Annotated in this window: 11 protein-coding genes; 6 read left to right on the forward strand and 5 right to left on the reverse strand. The window is 62.4% G+C overall.

The features are described 5' to 3' along the window. The first annotated feature begins 15 nt into the window (after positions 1-15). Positions 16-960, forward strand: a complete 945-nt coding sequence (locus VGG89_03260) for a DUF1835 domain-containing protein (protein ID HEY1975546.1) — start codon at positions 16-18, stop codon at positions 958-960. Positions 961-998: 38 nt separating this feature from the next. Continuing rightward, a complete protein-coding gene (locus VGG89_03265; protein ID HEY1975547.1) occupies positions 999-1,373 on the forward strand; it encodes an STAS domain-containing protein in 375 nt (124 codons plus the stop codon). On the opposite strand, the gene VGG89_03270 is transcribed toward VGG89_03265, so the two are convergent. The 3 genes from VGG89_03270 to VGG89_03280 are packed head-to-tail and all read right to left on the reverse strand — an operon-like array spanning position 1,370 to position 5,785. Continuing rightward, positions 1,370-2,644, reverse strand: coding sequence for a heterodisulfide reductase-related iron-sulfur binding cluster (locus tag VGG89_03270; protein ID HEY1975548.1), 1,275 nt, complete (start codon positions 2,642-2,644; stop codon positions 1,370-1,372). The genes VGG89_03265 and VGG89_03270 overlap by 4 nt on opposite strands. Next, positions 2,641-4,053 carry an NAD-dependent malic enzyme gene (locus tag VGG89_03275; GenBank protein ID HEY1975549.1) on the reverse strand — a complete coding sequence of 471 codons (1,413 nt, stop codon included), beginning with the start codon at positions 4,051-4,053 and terminating at the stop codon, positions 2,641-2,643. The genes VGG89_03270 and VGG89_03275 overlap by 4 nt, the downstream gene beginning before the upstream one ends. Positions 4,054-4,066: 13 nt before the next feature. After that, a complete protein-coding gene (locus tag VGG89_03280; GenBank protein HEY1975550.1) occupies positions 4,067-5,785 on the reverse strand; it encodes an NAD-dependent malic enzyme in 1,719 nt (572 codons plus the stop codon). Between the two features lie 113 nt (positions 5,786-5,898). Between VGG89_03280 and VGG89_03285 the strand changes: the two genes are divergently transcribed. Then, positions 5,899-6,987: an Ldh family oxidoreductase gene (locus VGG89_03285; GenBank protein HEY1975551.1), complete on the forward strand. Its 1,089-nt coding sequence runs from the start codon at positions 5,899-5,901 to the stop codon at positions 6,985-6,987. 3 nt (positions 6,988-6,990) lie between these two features. Here VGG89_03285 and VGG89_03290 read toward each other — a convergent pair whose 3' ends face one another. Then, positions 6,991-8,004, reverse strand: coding sequence for a malate dehydrogenase (locus VGG89_03290; GenBank protein ID HEY1975552.1), 1,014 nt, complete (start codon positions 8,002-8,004; stop codon positions 6,991-6,993). Positions 8,005-8,107: 103 nt separating this feature from the next. Between VGG89_03290 and VGG89_03295 the strand changes: the two genes are divergently transcribed. The 3 genes from VGG89_03295 to VGG89_03305 all read left to right on the forward strand — a co-directional run bounded on the left by VGG89_03295 (position 8,108) and on the right by VGG89_03305 (position 13,149). Further along, the gene (locus VGG89_03295; GenBank protein HEY1975553.1) at positions 8,108-8,569 is read left to right on the forward strand and encodes a hypothetical protein; all 462 of its coding nucleotides are present in this window, start codon (positions 8,108-8,110) and stop codon (positions 8,567-8,569) included. Then, positions 8,570-9,445: a hypothetical protein gene (locus VGG89_03300; GenBank protein ID HEY1975554.1), complete on the forward strand. Its 876-nt coding sequence runs from the start codon at positions 8,570-8,572 to the stop codon at positions 9,443-9,445. A 74-nt stretch (positions 9,446-9,519) separates the two neighbouring features. Continuing rightward, positions 9,520-13,149, forward strand: a complete 3,630-nt coding sequence (locus VGG89_03305; protein HEY1975555.1) for a TonB-dependent receptor — start codon at positions 9,520-9,522, stop codon at positions 13,147-13,149. Positions 13,150-13,811: 662 nt separating this feature from the next. On the opposite strand, the gene VGG89_03310 is transcribed toward VGG89_03305, so the two are convergent. After that, positions 13,812-14,414 carry a GNAT family N-acetyltransferase gene (locus VGG89_03310; GenBank protein ID HEY1975556.1) on the reverse strand — a complete coding sequence of 201 codons (603 nt, stop codon included), beginning with the start codon at positions 14,412-14,414 and terminating at the stop codon, positions 13,812-13,814. Positions 14,415-14,425: the final 11 nt, after the last annotated feature.

Here is a 14,425-nt window from a genome sequence, read left to right on the forward strand (position 1 = left end):
CGGACGGACGCGCCGATGACCTCACGAACCGCAGCGACGCTGCACGTGACCAACGGCGATTCGGTCCTCTATACGTTCAAGAAGGCGGGTATCACCGGCACGCATCTCGCGTGGCGCGACTCGTTGCACGAGGGGCCGGTGCGCGACGGCTCGCTCGAGGGGACGAGCGCGTATCGCGCGCAGTACGCCGCGGTGCGCGGCTACGGAAATCCAATCAAAATCATCCGCGACTTCGAGCGCCGCGACGCGCAGATGCGCAAGGCGTCGGAGTTCGAAGAAGTCGTCCTGTGGTTCGAACACGATCTCTACGATCAGCTGCAGGTGCTGCAAGTGCTCACGGCGCTCGAGGTACTCGATCTCGAGCCGGGGCGTGTTTCAATCGTCCAGAGCGATCACTATCTCGGGACGATGACCGCCGACGAGCTATCGCCCTTGCTGGCCAAGCGGCGCACCGTGACCACCGCTACGTTTCGCTCCGCACGCCGGGCGTGGGAACGTTTTACGTCGGCATCTCCTCTCGATCTCTACGTCGCTTCGAAGGAAGATGCCATCGGGTTGCCGTTCTTGCGTGCGGCTTTGCAGCGACTGTGCGAGGAGTATCCGTGGACGCGCGACGGGCTGTCGCGGTCGCAACGGCAAGCCCTTCAGGCCGTCGCGCAGGGACCGGCTCCCGAGCTAGGACTGTTTCGCCGGGCGCAGGCACGTGAAGAAGCGGCGTTCATGGGCGATGCCGTGTTTTCGAAAATCGTCGACGATCTTCGAAACTCGCCGGCGCCGTTGATCGAGACGCAAGACGATGCGTTCGCGGTGACGGCGCTCGGGCGCCGGGTTCTCGCGGGGGAAGCCGATTGGATCGAGGTCGCCGGCATCGATCGCTGGATCGGCGGCGTGCACCTGAGCGCCTCGAGCGTCACTCGCTGGGACGACGAGAAAGGACAGTTTATTGGAGCTAGTTCCTAACAGGCCGCGGTAGGGGGAGGGCGAATCTAGCAGACCCTATGTCGCAAGACGAACTAACCATCGATCTACGGACCGAAGACGGCGGCGACCAGTTGATCTTCAGGCTGCGCGGCAGTCTCGACTTGGCGACGTCGCCGACGGTGCGCGCGGCGCTCATGGATGCGACGGAGAAGGGCAAACGCCACATCGTCGTCGACCTCACGCAACTGGAGTTCCTCGACTCGACCGGGCTCGGAGCGTTGATCGGCGCGCATCGTCGCGCGAGCGAACACGACGGTTCCCTGCGGCTGATCGTTAGCGATGGACCGATTGCTCGCTTGCTCAACATTACGGGACTGATCCGCGTGCTGTCGGTCTATCACACGCTCGAAGACGCCAAGAACGATCAATCCCGCGTCGTCGCGACGATCTAGTCGCCGTACGCTTCGTCGAGAAGCTCGACCACGTGTGCGACGCGCACTTTAGCGCCGGCATCCCGTAACCCCGCCGATACCTGAAGCGCGCAGCCCGGATTTGCCGTGGCGACGACCGTTGCGCCGGTGCGCGTGACGTTCTCGATCTTACGATCGCGTAACCGCCGGGACATCGCCGGCTGCGTGAGATTATAGATTCCCGCGCTGCCGCAGCAGACCGCGCTTTCCGCCATTTCCACCAAACGCAGGCCGGGGATCTTCGCGAGCAGCCGTCGCGGCGCCGCGGTAACGCGCTGTGCGTGCGCCAGATGACACGGCTCTTGGTAGGTGACCTCGGCGAGGTTGCCTCGTAGCGGCGGCGTGAGGTCCATCGCATCGAGCACTTCGGTAACGTCGCGCACGCGCTGCGAGAAACGTCGAGCGCGTTGCGCCCACTCCGGATCGCCGGCGAAAAGCTCGCCGTACTCTTTGAGCGCGCTGCCGCAGCCCGCCGCGTTGACGACGTAGACGTCGGCGCCGCTGCGTTCGAACGCCGCGATGTTGCGCTTGGCGAGCTCGCGTCCGAGCGGCATCTCGCCGGCGTGAACGGCGATCGCGCCGCAACATCCCTGATCCGACGGAACGGTCACGGACATTTTCGCACGCACCAGAAGTCGAACCGAGGCCTCGTGCACGCGGGCGAACGCGACTTGCGCGATGCATCCCGCGTGCAAAAACGCAACGCCTTCCGGAGTCTTGGCTTCGTAGCGTTGATTGCTCGGAACGAAGTAGCGGTCCTCGATGCGCGGCGCGAGTTTCGCGGCGTCGCCAAGTCCGAAGAGTCCCGCCAGCCCGGTCAAATGCGTGCGCTGCGCAAAGCGCAGCAGCGACGCAGCCCCGCGCAAGACGTCGAGCCGTCGAAAGAGCGTATTGAGCAGCAGCGCGCGCATCCGGCGCGTGCGAGCCGGCAGCTGGGGTTCGCGCGCCTTTTGGATTTGCGTGCGCGCCGTTTCCACGAGCTGCCCGTAGCGTACGCCGGAGGGACAGACCGCTTCGCAGGCGCGGCAATCCAAGCACTGCTCCATTTGCTCGACGAAGCCGGGGCTGAGCAGATCGATGCGGCCCTCGGCGACGCTTTTGATCAAACTAATGCGGCCGCGCGGTCCCGACGTCTCGACGTAGGTTTCGAGATACGTCGGACAGGTCGGCAAACAGAAGCCGCAGCGAATGCATTGGTTGAAGATCGATGCGTCCGGCTGGTCTTCGCCGCTGAATCCGCGAGCCGCGATCACACCGGTGCCGCTTTGCGCGCGACGCCTTCCTCGACGGCCGCGGCGGCGACCGCTTTGCCCACGGCGTCGCACACGCGCGGATCGAAGATGCTCGGAATGATGTACTCGGCGCACCGCTCTTCGTCGCCGACCGTACCCGCGATGGCAAACGCGGCGGCGCGCTTCATCCGCTCGGTAATGCGACGGGCGCGAACGTCGAGCGCGCCGCGGAAGATGCCGGGGAACGCGAGCAGATTGTTGACTTGATTGGGAAAGTCCGATCGTCCGGTGGCAACGACCGCAGCGTAGGGTGCGACCAAATCCGGCATGATCTCCGGAATGGGATTGGCCATGGCAAAGATGATTGGATCCCGCGCCATGCGCGCGACGTCTTCGGGCTGCAGAATCCCCGGTGCGGAAACGCCGATGAACACGTCGACGCCGGGCAGCACGTCGCGCAGCGAACCGCGGCGATTTTCGCGATTGCAATGCTCGACGAGCCACTGCTTGTAGGGACTATCGTAGCGGCCTTCGCGCGTCAGCGCGCCGCTGCGATCGACCGGCACGACGTCGCGAACGCCTGCGTCGAGCAGCATCTTGATCGTCGCCGTTCCGGCCGCACCGCTGCCCGAGATGACCACCTGCAGCTCTTCGAGCGGTTTTCCGACGACCTTGGCGGCGTTGATCAGCGCAGCGAGAATGACGACGGCCGTCCCGTGCTGGTCGTCGTGCATCACGGGAATGTCGAGCGCCTCGATCAGGCGCTCTTCGATTTCGAAGCAGCGTGGGGCGCTGATGTCTTCCAGATTGATGCCGCCGAAGACGGGGGCGATGCGCACGACGGTCTCGACGATTTCGTCGACGTCCTTGGTGTCTAGGCAGATCGGAAACGCATCGATGTCGCCGAACTGGCGAAAGAGCATCGCTTTGCCTTCCATGACCGGAAGCGCGCCGAGCGGGCCGATGTCGCCCAAGCCGAGCACGGCGCTGCCGTCGGTGACGACGGCGACCGTGTTGCGCTTGATGGTCAACTGGAAGGCTTTACCGGGATCCGCTGCGATCGCCATCGAGACGCGCGCGACGCCCGGCGTGTAGACGGTCGAGAGATCTTGCCGGTTCTTCACCGGAATCTTCGGTGCGACGCGAATCTTCCCGCCGAGGTGCGCGAGAAACGTTGCGTCCGACGCGCTGACGATGCGCGCGCCGTCGAGCGCCTCGATCGCCGCGCGAACGGCGTCGGCGACCACATCGGAGGGAACGCTGATCGTGACGTCGCGCACGACGCGCTCTTTCGTCGCGGTGTGCATGTCGAGCGCGCTGATCGTTCCTCCGGCGTCGTGAATCGCGTTGGTGAGAACGCCGAAGCTGCCGGGATTGTTGGCCATCTCGATACGCATGATGAGCGAGAAACTGATCGGCGAGTGCGGCACTGAGGTGTACTCCCTATACTGCCCGGATTGGCCGGTAATGCGGTTCCCACATGGCGTTGCGAACAGCCGCTTCAACGTCCTGCGGATTGGCACGAGCGAGCCCCTCGCGCAGCGCTTGCTCCGCTACGGCAATCGCGACGCGAACGGAAACCTCGCGAACGTCGGAGATCGGCGGCAGAATCGACGCGCCGAGGTCCCACGGATTGACCATATCCGCGATGGCCTGCGCGGCGGCCATGAACATGCCGTCGCTGATGAGGCGGGCGCGTACGGCGATCGTCCCCAGACCCAGCCCGGGGAAGAGCATTGCGTTGTTGGATTGCGCGATCGCGTAGGTCACGCCGTTGTAAATGACGGGCGCGAACGGGCTGCCGGTGGCGATGAGCGCCTTGCCCTCGGTCCACGCGATAACGTCGGCCGGCTGCGCTTCGGCCAGCGCCGTCGGATTCGACAGCGGAAGAATCACGGGACGCGGCGCGTGTTTGGCCATCTCGCGAATCACGGATTCGGTAAACGCGCCCGTCACGCCGGACGATCCGATGAGAATCGTCGGCTTGACTTGGCGGACGACCTCGTCCAGCGCGATGCCGCGATCGCCGTCGCGCTGCCAGTGACCGCAGTCGCTTGCCGGGCGAGCATAGGGCCGCTGGAAATCGTGCACGCCGTTCATCGATTCGACGAGCAAACCGTTGCGATCGACGCACCAGAAGCGGCGCGCGGCTTCGTGCGGCGAGAGTCCGTCGCTCGTCATCGCGTTGACCAGCAAGTCGGCGATGCCGCATCCGGCCGTGCCCGCGCCGAAGACGACGAACGTCTGGTCGCGCAACCGTCCGCGCGTGACTTTCAACGCGCTCGTCACCGCGGCGAGCACCGTGCCCGCCGTGCCTTGAATGTCGTCGTTGAACGTGCAGATCGACGACCGGTAGCGGTCGAGAATCCACCGAGCGTTGGCGGCGCCGAGATCTTCCCAATGCAGCAGCGCGTTGGGATATAAACGCAGAACCGTCGAGATGTACTTGTCGATGAACGCGCGGTAGGCGTCGCCCCGCACGCGAGGATGACGGTAACCGAGATAGAGCGGATCGTCGAGCAGCGATTGACGATCGGTACCGACGTCGAGTACCACCGGGATCGCGCTCTGCGGATCGATTCCGCCCGCGGCGGTGTAGACGGACAGCTTGCCGACGCAGATGTCGATGCCGCCGACTCCCCAATCGCCGATCCCTAAAATCGCTTCCGCATCGGTTGCCACGACGAGATCGATCGTCGCCTCGCCGCCTGGGTCGGCGTTGTGAAACGCCTGCTCGATCTCTTCCTGACGGTCGATCGAGAGAAAAATGCCGTGCGGCCGGCGGAACTGGCGGCTGTACTGCTGGATCGCCAGTCCAACCGTCGGCGTATAAATGACCGGCAGCATTTCCGTCATGTGCGACGCGACGATATGAAAGAAGAGCGTCTCGTTGCGATCGCGGACGCCGGTAAGGAAACGGTACCGCCCGAGGTCGTCGAGTTTTTCGAGAATTTCGTACGCCCGCGCCGCCTGTTGCTCGATGGAGAGAATTGCCGGCGGCAGAAGACCCACCAAGCCGAGCGCCTGGCGCTCGTCCTCGGGGAAGGCCGTTCCCTTGTTGATCTCCGGCGTGCGCAACACGTCGAATCCGCGAGCGGAGACTTCGAACGAGCCGTCGTCCGCGACGTGGAAAAACTTGGTGTGGCGACGAGCCAGATCCATAGCTATCGCAGCTTTCGGCGACGCTCAGACGTTTCCGGTAGACTAGCAGGCGGGCATGGACGTACGTTCTCAGGCGCGAACATGCACCCTTTGCACTTCCAGGAGGTCCCTCCTTGGCTCCCGTAGCGACCGCGTACCAACTGACGACCGAAGAGAAACTCAAGCATTTCATCGTCGAAGTGCTCGAGCGCTCCGGCGTCGCCCGAGCCCACGCCGAAGTGGTGGCCGACGTTTTATCCGCTGCCGACTTGCGCGGAATCGAATCGCACGGCGTTGCGCGCTTGGAATCGTATTACGTGGGGCGCATCCGCAGCGGCAATCTCAAGCCGCGCCCGAACTACACGATCGTTCGGGAATCGCCGACGTCGATCGTCTACGATGCCGACAACGGCCTGGGACATCCGGTTGCGAAGATGGCGATGGAAGCCGTGATCGCCAAAGCTCGCGAGTTCGGCGCGGCGTTCGGTGCGGTCCGCAACTCCAATCATTACGGCATCGCCGGCTACTACGCGATGATGGCGCTCGAACACGACATGATCGGCATGTCGTCGACGAACTCCGTGAAGTACGCGGCTGCAACGTTCGGTCGCGAGGTTGTTTTGGGAACCAATCCGTTTGCGTTCGCGATCCCGGCCGGCAATGAGCCGGCTTTCGTTTTGGATTTCGCGACGACGACGGTACCCAAAGGCAAGCTCGAAGTCATGAAGCGCAAGCAGAAGAAGCTCGAGCCCGGCTGGGCGATCGATGCCGACGGCAACATGACCTACGATCCCGACGAAGCGCTGCGCGGCGCGCTGCTGCCATTGGGCGGTTTCGGCACCGAGGGTGGCGGTCACAAGGGTTTTGGCATGGGACTGCTCGCCGACATTCTCTGCGGTGTGCTCTCGGGCGGATGCTTCGGGCCGACCTTGCCGTTTGCCCACGAAACGCAGGAAGGCGCGATCTCGCACTGGTTCGGCGCGTTTCGCGTCGACGGGTTCCGCGACGTCGACGAGTTCAAGGCCGATATGGACGCCGAGCTGCGCTATTTTAAGGAAAGCTCGGCCGCACGCGGCGCCCAACGCATCATGGTTGCCGGCGAACCGGAGATCCTCAAGGCCGCCTATCACCGCCAGTACGGCGTCCCGGTGCACGCCAAAGTCTGGGACGGCCTGCAGCGCCTTGCGAGCGAGCTGGACATCCCGTTCGATATTGGGCGCTAGCGTCTAAACGGCTTTTATCGCGGCTTCCGCGGGGATGAGCCCCAGCTCGATGCACGCCTCGCGCTCTTTGCGCAGCTCGTCGAGCGTGCCCGCAATCATCTTGCGGGCGTGCTCGTTAATCTCGAGACCTTCGACGATCTTCGATACGCCGTTTTCGGTCCGCGACGGAAACGAGAAGATCAGTCCCGGATCGATGCCGTACTCGCCGGTCGAGCAGCGGCCGACCGAGTAGTACTCGTTGGGCGGCGTGTCGTGCGTCAGCCGGTAAACGCCGGTGACGGTCGCGTGAGCGGCCGATGCCGCCGACGATGCGAGCCGCGCTTGGATCACTTGCGTGCCGCGATTTTGCACCGTCGAAATGAACTTGCCGTGCAGCCACTCGTCGTCGTTGATGACTTCGCGCGCCGGCCGGCCGCCGATCTTTGCGTGGTGAAAATCGGGGAACTGCGTCGCGGAATGATTGCCCCAGACGACCACCTGCGAGACTTCGCTGACGTCGACGCCGGCTTTCTTCGCCAGTTGCGTACGCGCGCGCAGCTCGTCGAGCGTGGTCATCGCAAAGAAACGATCTTTGGGAACGCTCGGCGCGTTGTTCATCGCGATCAAACAGTTGGTGTTCGCCGGATTGCCGACCACGAACACGCGCACGTCGTCGGCGGCGTTGGCTTCGATCGCACGCCCTTGCTCGGTGAAGATCTTGCCGTTGATGCGCAGCAGATCGGAGCGCTGCATGTCGCCTTTACGGGGAACCGCGCCGACGAGAATCGCCCAATCGACGTCGCGCATCATCGCCTCGGGGTTGGAGCCGTATTGGACGTTCTTGAGCAGCGGAAACGCACCGTCTTCGAGCTCCATGAGCGTACCGCGCAGCGTTCCGAGCGCCTGTTCGATCTCGAGCAGGTGCAGCTCGAGCTCCGTTTGCGGACCGAACATTTCGCCGTTGGCAACCCGGAATATCAGTTGATATCCGATCTGCCCGGCGGCTCCGGTGACCGCCACCTTGATGCGTTTTTTCACACGACCTCCCACGAAGCGCCCCACTTGGTGGGGTTGTGTTAATCCTCACCGGGGGTTCACCCGAGGCCCAGGAATTCCGTCCGGGCCACCCGATAACCCCTGTATGAGCGGTCATCAGGGCGGGCCGGAACTCGACCTCGTCCATGTCAGCGTCGCGTCGGCCGTGGGTGCGTACACGGTGGGAAACTCGTCGTTTTTCCGCTACATCGTGCGCGTGGCCGAGCTGGGGCTGCCGCTTTCGCGGGCGGATCAGGAAGCGGCCGACATCTTGGCCGCTATTCCTCACGCGTTCGACGCCGAAGAAGAAGTGGCGATGCAGTCGGGCCGCGGCTGGCGCGTCGTTCCGGCGCGCGGCGACCTCGATTGGCCGGTCTTGGAGGCGACGCCCGAACGCCTGCACAGCGCTTTCGAGCGCGCACGACACCTTCTGTGGACGCACGCCGCACAGTTTCGCGTGAGCGCCGGCGAGATAACCGCCATCGAAGACGAACTCGATGCGGTCTACGGCGTGCTGATGCGAGCGCAGGCCGCGGGCCTCGCAGTCAACGTCTCCTACGTCGCCTAGTTGATCGTCGCTACGCTGCCGCTGCGCGGCGCCGGCGGCGAACCGATTTCCTTCGCGCGCACCATTTACTCGCACGGCTGCGCCGAACTGCCTCCGGCCTCGATCCAAACCGAACCGCTGCGCTATCGCCGCACCTTGCGCGTGGACGGGCGTATTCTCGAGATCGTTCTTCGGGAACGTGAAGGCGACGTCGTCGTGGAGAGCGACGCGCGTTTAGGGCGCCGCGCCGCCGCAGAAGTCGAACGAGTCGTCGCGCGCATGTTTCGGCTGGACGACGATCTCTCGGCATTTTACGCACTGGTGGCCGGCGACGAACGATTACAGTGGGCCGCAAGCGGTGCCGGACGAATGTTGGCCAGCCCGACCGTCTTCGAAGACGTCGTGAAAACGATCTGCACGACCAACTGCACGTGGTCGGCAACGATCCGCATGACGCGCGCCCTTGCCGAGTTGGGGGAAGGCGCGTTTCCGGAGCCGGCGCTGCTCGCGCGCACGCAGAGCCGCTGGTACACGAACGTTGCGAAGATGGGATATCGCGGACCCTACGTCAAGCAGATCGCGGCCGACGTCGCGGGCGGACGTCTCGATCTCGAAGGCCTGGTCGCTCGCGGTGCCCATTCCGACGACGACGTCGAAGCGGCGCTCCTGGAGCTGCCGGGGATTGGGCCGTACGCCGCCGCGCACGTCATGCAGATCGTGGGACGGCACCGAAATCTGGTCCTCGATTCGTGGACGCGTCCGACCTATGTGCGGCTGGCACAACGGCGCAGTGCGTCGGACACAACGATTCGTCGCGCGTTCGCGCGGTACGGCGATTACGCCGGTCTGGCGTTCTGGCTCTTCCTCACGCGCGGTTGGGTCGAAGGGCCTCAATAGTCTTAAGTTGTCTTAAAGGGCGGGGCAGCCTGTCTGGCGATAACTCCTCTGGAAGAGAAGGAGAACCCGGAAAGATGCGATTTTTGAAATCGATCCCCGCGTTGCTTTTGGCCGTCTCGCTATTGCCTTTGCAGACGAACGCCGGTACGACCGGCGGCATCGTCGGTCGCGTCGTCGATTCGGCGACGCAGGCACCCCTGGCAGGCGTCACCGTGATCGCCAACGCGCCGACGCAAACGGCGACGTCGGTAACGGACGCGAGCGGCACGTACCGGTTTCTCTCGCTCGGACCCGACGCGTACACGCTGACGTTTAGTAAGGACGGGTACGATCCGGTGTCGCAGCCGGGTCTGTCGGTGTTTGCCGACCAGGTCCAAACCGTCAATATCACGTTGGTGAAAACCCTCAAAACGATCGCGCGCGTCACGTCGCAAGCCGCCGCGAATCTCGTGAAGTCGGGTCAAGTCAGCGACGTGTACTCGGTCAACGCCGCCGGTCAAGCCGCGGCGCAGGGCCTCACCGGCTCGGGCAGTTTAAACAACGCTTACGGTGCGATCGCATCGGTACCCGGCGTGTACTTGAGCCAAGGCGAGTCGGGCTGGTGGCAAGAGCTGCACATTCGCGGCGGCGACATCGATCAAGTCGGATTCGAACTCGACGGTATTCCGGTCAACCGCGTGTACGACAACGCACCCGAAACGATGCTATCGAGCCTGGGCAGCCAAGAAGTGCAAGTCTACACCGGCGGCGTTCCCGCCGGCTCCGACGCGCAGGGCATTTCGGGTTACGTCAATCAAGTCCTTAAGACCGGAACGTATCCGGGATATGCGACCGCTATGCTCAGTGCGGGCTATCCGGCGTTCTACCATCAAGCGTCGGTTGAGGTCGGCGGCTCGACGCCCGATCGCAATTTCAGCTATTACGCCGGTTTCGGCGGAAGCAACCAAAGCTTCAACTACATCGACGACAACAACGGCGCGAGCATCCCAAATACGTTTTTCTATCCCGTCAGCTTCGTGCCGGGGTGGAACTGTCATCAGACAGCGTGCAACATTCAGAAGTATACGAACGGCCTCGTGTACACGGGCGCTCCGTCGCCGCTGCTGGCCACGAGCGGGCTGGGGTACAGCCTCGTCAACCAACAGCTCCGCGATAACATCATCAACCTGCATTTCCACATCCAGAAGAAGAACGGCGGGCCGCCCGACGACGTTCAGTTGTTCTGGATGACCAGTGAAAACCACAACGACTACTTCAGCTCGACGGACGACTTCGGCGCCAACGTCGTCGACGCGATCTACGGTCCGATGTACTGGGACGATACCTACGGCTACAACGGCGCGCCGATGCAGCCGTATAACTCCGCCAACCGGTTCGAGTATTTCTTCCCGCAGAGCCAGCAGCACGCGTTCCAGTCGCTGCTGCCGACGTCGCTGCGCGACCCCAACGAGAACGGGGTGTCGGTTTCAAAGCTGCAATACCAGCACGTCTTTTCGCCTAGTGAGTTCCTGCGAGTCTACGGATACTCGCTCTATTCGACGTGGAACATCAACGGGTACAACGCGACGGCCCAACCGTACTACGGCTGGGAGCTGCCGTACTTCTTGCCCGACCACGTCTACGGCTTCAATCTCAGCTACGAAAACCAGATCAGCTCGCAGCACCTGCTTACCGCCAGCGGATCGTATACGTACTCGAATCCGTCGCGCTACGACGTCACGTACTACCCGTCGGGTTGGCCGGTGACGAATTTAGTCGGAAAGAACAACGACTGCTACGATCCGTCGTCGGGTGCTCAGATCGGGTGTTACGCCGGATTATCGATCCACTCCGGGAGCAATCCCTACACCGATTCCAGCGGTACGACGACGAATCCAACCCCGACGTTGGGCTACAACTGTCAAACGAATCCAGGGACGCCGGCCTGCGCCGCGGGCGCGCAATGGCTGGTGACGGACACGTCGTTTCACGGCGCGCTCAACCAGGTGCGTACGGCGTTCTCCGGCTATTCCATCGGCGATCAGTGGCGTCCGGGAGACAAGTGGAACGTCAACCTCGGTTTGCGTTTGGAAGACTTCCAGTTCATGTTCGGCGACACGCAGCTCAACGATCCAGCGCGTCAGTTCTGGTTCACGAAATATAACCAAGAGTTCTGCTTCGCGCCGAACGTCAATAACAACAAACCGATTCTGCGCAACAATAACGGTTTGGGACTCTGCCCGACCGGTACGAATCCGCTCGCCGTTCAGCCTCAAGATCCGGCAAATACGAGCACCTCGATTTATGGTCCGCTCGTTAACGCAGACGGCGGGCAGTATACCGCGGCGCGGTTCGAGCCGCGTATGGGCCTGACGTACACCGTCGATCCGCTCAGCGTGCTTCGCGCGTCGTTCGGCATCTACGCGCGGCCGCCGAACTCGTCGTGGGTGCAATACAATACGCTCGAGCAGAATCTGCCGGCGTATCTCGGCAGCCATTTCTACGGCTTCGGCTTCAACTCGCCCAACCACATCATCAGGCCCGACACGTCGTACAACTACGACATGTCGTGGGAGCACCGGTTCAAGAACTCGCAGTGGAGCTTTAAGATCAGCCCGTTCTATCGCAGCACGCGCGATCAGCTCCAGAACTTCTTTATCGATCCGCAAGGCGGCCTGGAGTCGGGTCTCAACGTCGGTCAGCAAGTGACCGACGGCGTCGAAGCGGCGGTACAAGTCGGCGACTTCTCCCGCGACGGTTTGAGCGGACAGCTGGCGTTCACGTTCACGCACAGTCAAATTCGCTATGAGAACTTCAGCAACAGCACGCAGAACGTCATCAATCAGCTCAACAACTACATTCAGCAATATAACGCGTACACAGGCGCGTGCGCTCCGGGCGGCAAGTTTTACGGAAAATCGCAGTATGGACAGGCGTTGTGCGGGGCCACCGTTAGCGGGGCGGCTTCATCGCCGTGCTACTCCACCTCGCTGACTTCGGGCTACGGGCCCGGAGCGGCGTGCACGGCTGCCGGCGTCGTGAAGAACCCGTACTACGGTCAAGCGGGACAAAATCTGTTCAACCCGACGGCGTGGTACACGACCTACGACATCATCCCCGGTCCGGTTTCAGCGGAGAACGGTTACGCGGTACCCTACGTCACGTCGATGATCCTCAACTACAAGCACCAGAAGTTCACGATTACGAACTCCTATAGCTTCTCGTCCGGCTCGACGTACGGCGGCCCCGCAGCGTGGCCTGGATACGCGCCCGACTCCTGCAACCAGCCGCACAGCAAGTGGATTGCCGCACACGGTCAGGCTGCCGATCCGGCGGCGTGCACCGGACTGCTGTTCATTCCGGACTCCTTCAGCGGCGTCTTCGACAACCTCGGATCGTTTAGCGAGCCGTGGCGGTTGCAGATGGGCATCGCGCTGCAGTACGACGTGAGCCCGAAGGTCACGGCGCGACTGAACTTCACGAACATCCTGGACGTCTGCGGCCAACGCGGCTATAAGTGGGACAACCCCAACGTCTGCGTGTACTCGGCACCGCCGACCGGTTTCTTCTATCCGGCCGGCAACTGGTATCCGAACCACGCGTCGGCCGTGCCGCCGCCGCAGATGCAATACCCGTACGACTTTTTTTTCAACGGAGCGAATACGGGCTTCTTGGGCGTAACGCAACCGCTCCAGATCACGGGATCGCTTCAGATCAAACTCTGATGCGAGTTTTAGCACCAACTACTTACTAATAGGTAGCCGAGGCTAGACAATCCTTATCTCCCATTAAGGGAGGACCCGCCGGTCCAGGGCGGATCGGGCGCGGCTGTGTTGCGCGATTCCGTGGCGGCCCATTGGGACGCGTGGGTGTCGGGCGCGCCTGGCATGTGGCTATAAAGGGGGCTGGAGAAGGTGCATGTTCGGGCTTTAGTTTTAGTTTTAGTTTTTGTTTTCATGCTAAGCGTCGCAAATACTGAGGCCTGCGGCTCGCCTAAGATCGCCGCCGGAACAATACCGGCCGTAAAATGTATCTATAAGTTAATGAAGTCAGCCCCAAGTTTCCAATCCATTGGCGTGTACGCAATTGATGGTTATGAGTCTGCAATCGAATACACGTTCCGAGGTAGGAATGGTACAGCGACTTCCGACCTCGTCCTTTTTGATCATGGAGGAGGCAGATCGATTTGGTACATTCCAGTCTTCCATGAGAGTACCGAATCGTCAAACCTCGATGATAAACTCATAGAAAAACTGAATCTGAATTCACATTGCCCCGTTTCCCCGGGGTTCGTGGATGCATCGCGCACGCCGAAACCGCGCGAGGCTTGGCACCGAGTAAACTGGCCATAGGCATGCTGCGCACCGATGATGGCTCAGCTGGGCTGCTACTGACGGCCAGTCCCCGGAGCGGTCGCATCGGAATTGACGAGTGACGTGAGGACGTGGTCGCGCCACCCGCCTGCGATATAGAGATAGTCGCGAGCGACACCCTCGACCGTAAATCCCAAGCGTCGCAGTAGCGCGGCGCTGCGCTGATTGTGCGGCATATACGCGGCCATGATGCGGTGCAGGTTCAACACGTCGAAAGCGAACTCGATGCCGGCGGTCGCGGCTTCGGTCATGTAACCTTGACCTTGCATCCGGCGATCGAGCTTATAACCCATAGTGCACGCTTCGAAGACGCCGTGAATGACGTTGGTGAGATTGAGCCATCCGAGTATTGGGCTGTCGGCATCCGGCGACGCGGGGAAGATGGCGAAGGAGAAGCCGGTGCCCGAACGCGCGTGGCTAACAGCACGTTCGCGATACGCGCGTAAGCCCTGGACGTCGCTGGACGTCGAAACGAGGATGGGCTCCCAGGGAGCCAAAAACTCGGCGTTCTCGGCGTTAAATCGCGCGCAGCGCTTCGCGTCGTCGGGTCCGGCGATTTGCAGCGTCAGCCGGCTGGTTTTAAGAACCGGCAGTTCACCGACGACGTCGTACTGCATGGAGAAGGTGT

It is taken from the genome of Candidatus Baltobacteraceae bacterium, assembly GCA_036488875.1.
Classification (GTDB): Bacteria; Vulcanimicrobiota; Vulcanimicrobiia; order Vulcanimicrobiales; family Vulcanimicrobiaceae; genus JAFAHZ01.

Coding starts and splice junctions, on each gene's coding strand:
- VGG89_03260 (HEY1975546.1), top strand. CDS start 16: ATGACCTCACGAACCGCAGCGACGCTGCACGTGACCAACGGCGATTCG.
- VGG89_03265 (HEY1975547.1), top strand. CDS start 999: ATGTCGCAAGACGAACTAACCATCGATCTACGGACCGAAGACGGCGGC.
- VGG89_03280 (HEY1975550.1), bottom strand. CDS start 5,785: ATGGATCTGGCTCGTCGCCACACCAAGTTTTTCCACGTCGCGGACGAC.
- VGG89_03295 (HEY1975553.1), top strand. CDS start 8,108: ATGAGCGGTCATCAGGGCGGGCCGGAACTCGACCTCGTCCATGTCAGC.
- VGG89_03305 (HEY1975555.1), top strand. CDS start 9,520: ATGCGATTTTTGAAATCGATCCCCGCGTTGCTTTTGGCCGTCTCGCTA.
- VGG89_03310 (HEY1975556.1), bottom strand. CDS start 14,414: ATGCAGTACGACGTCGTCGGTGAACTGCCGGTTCTTAAAACCAGCCGG.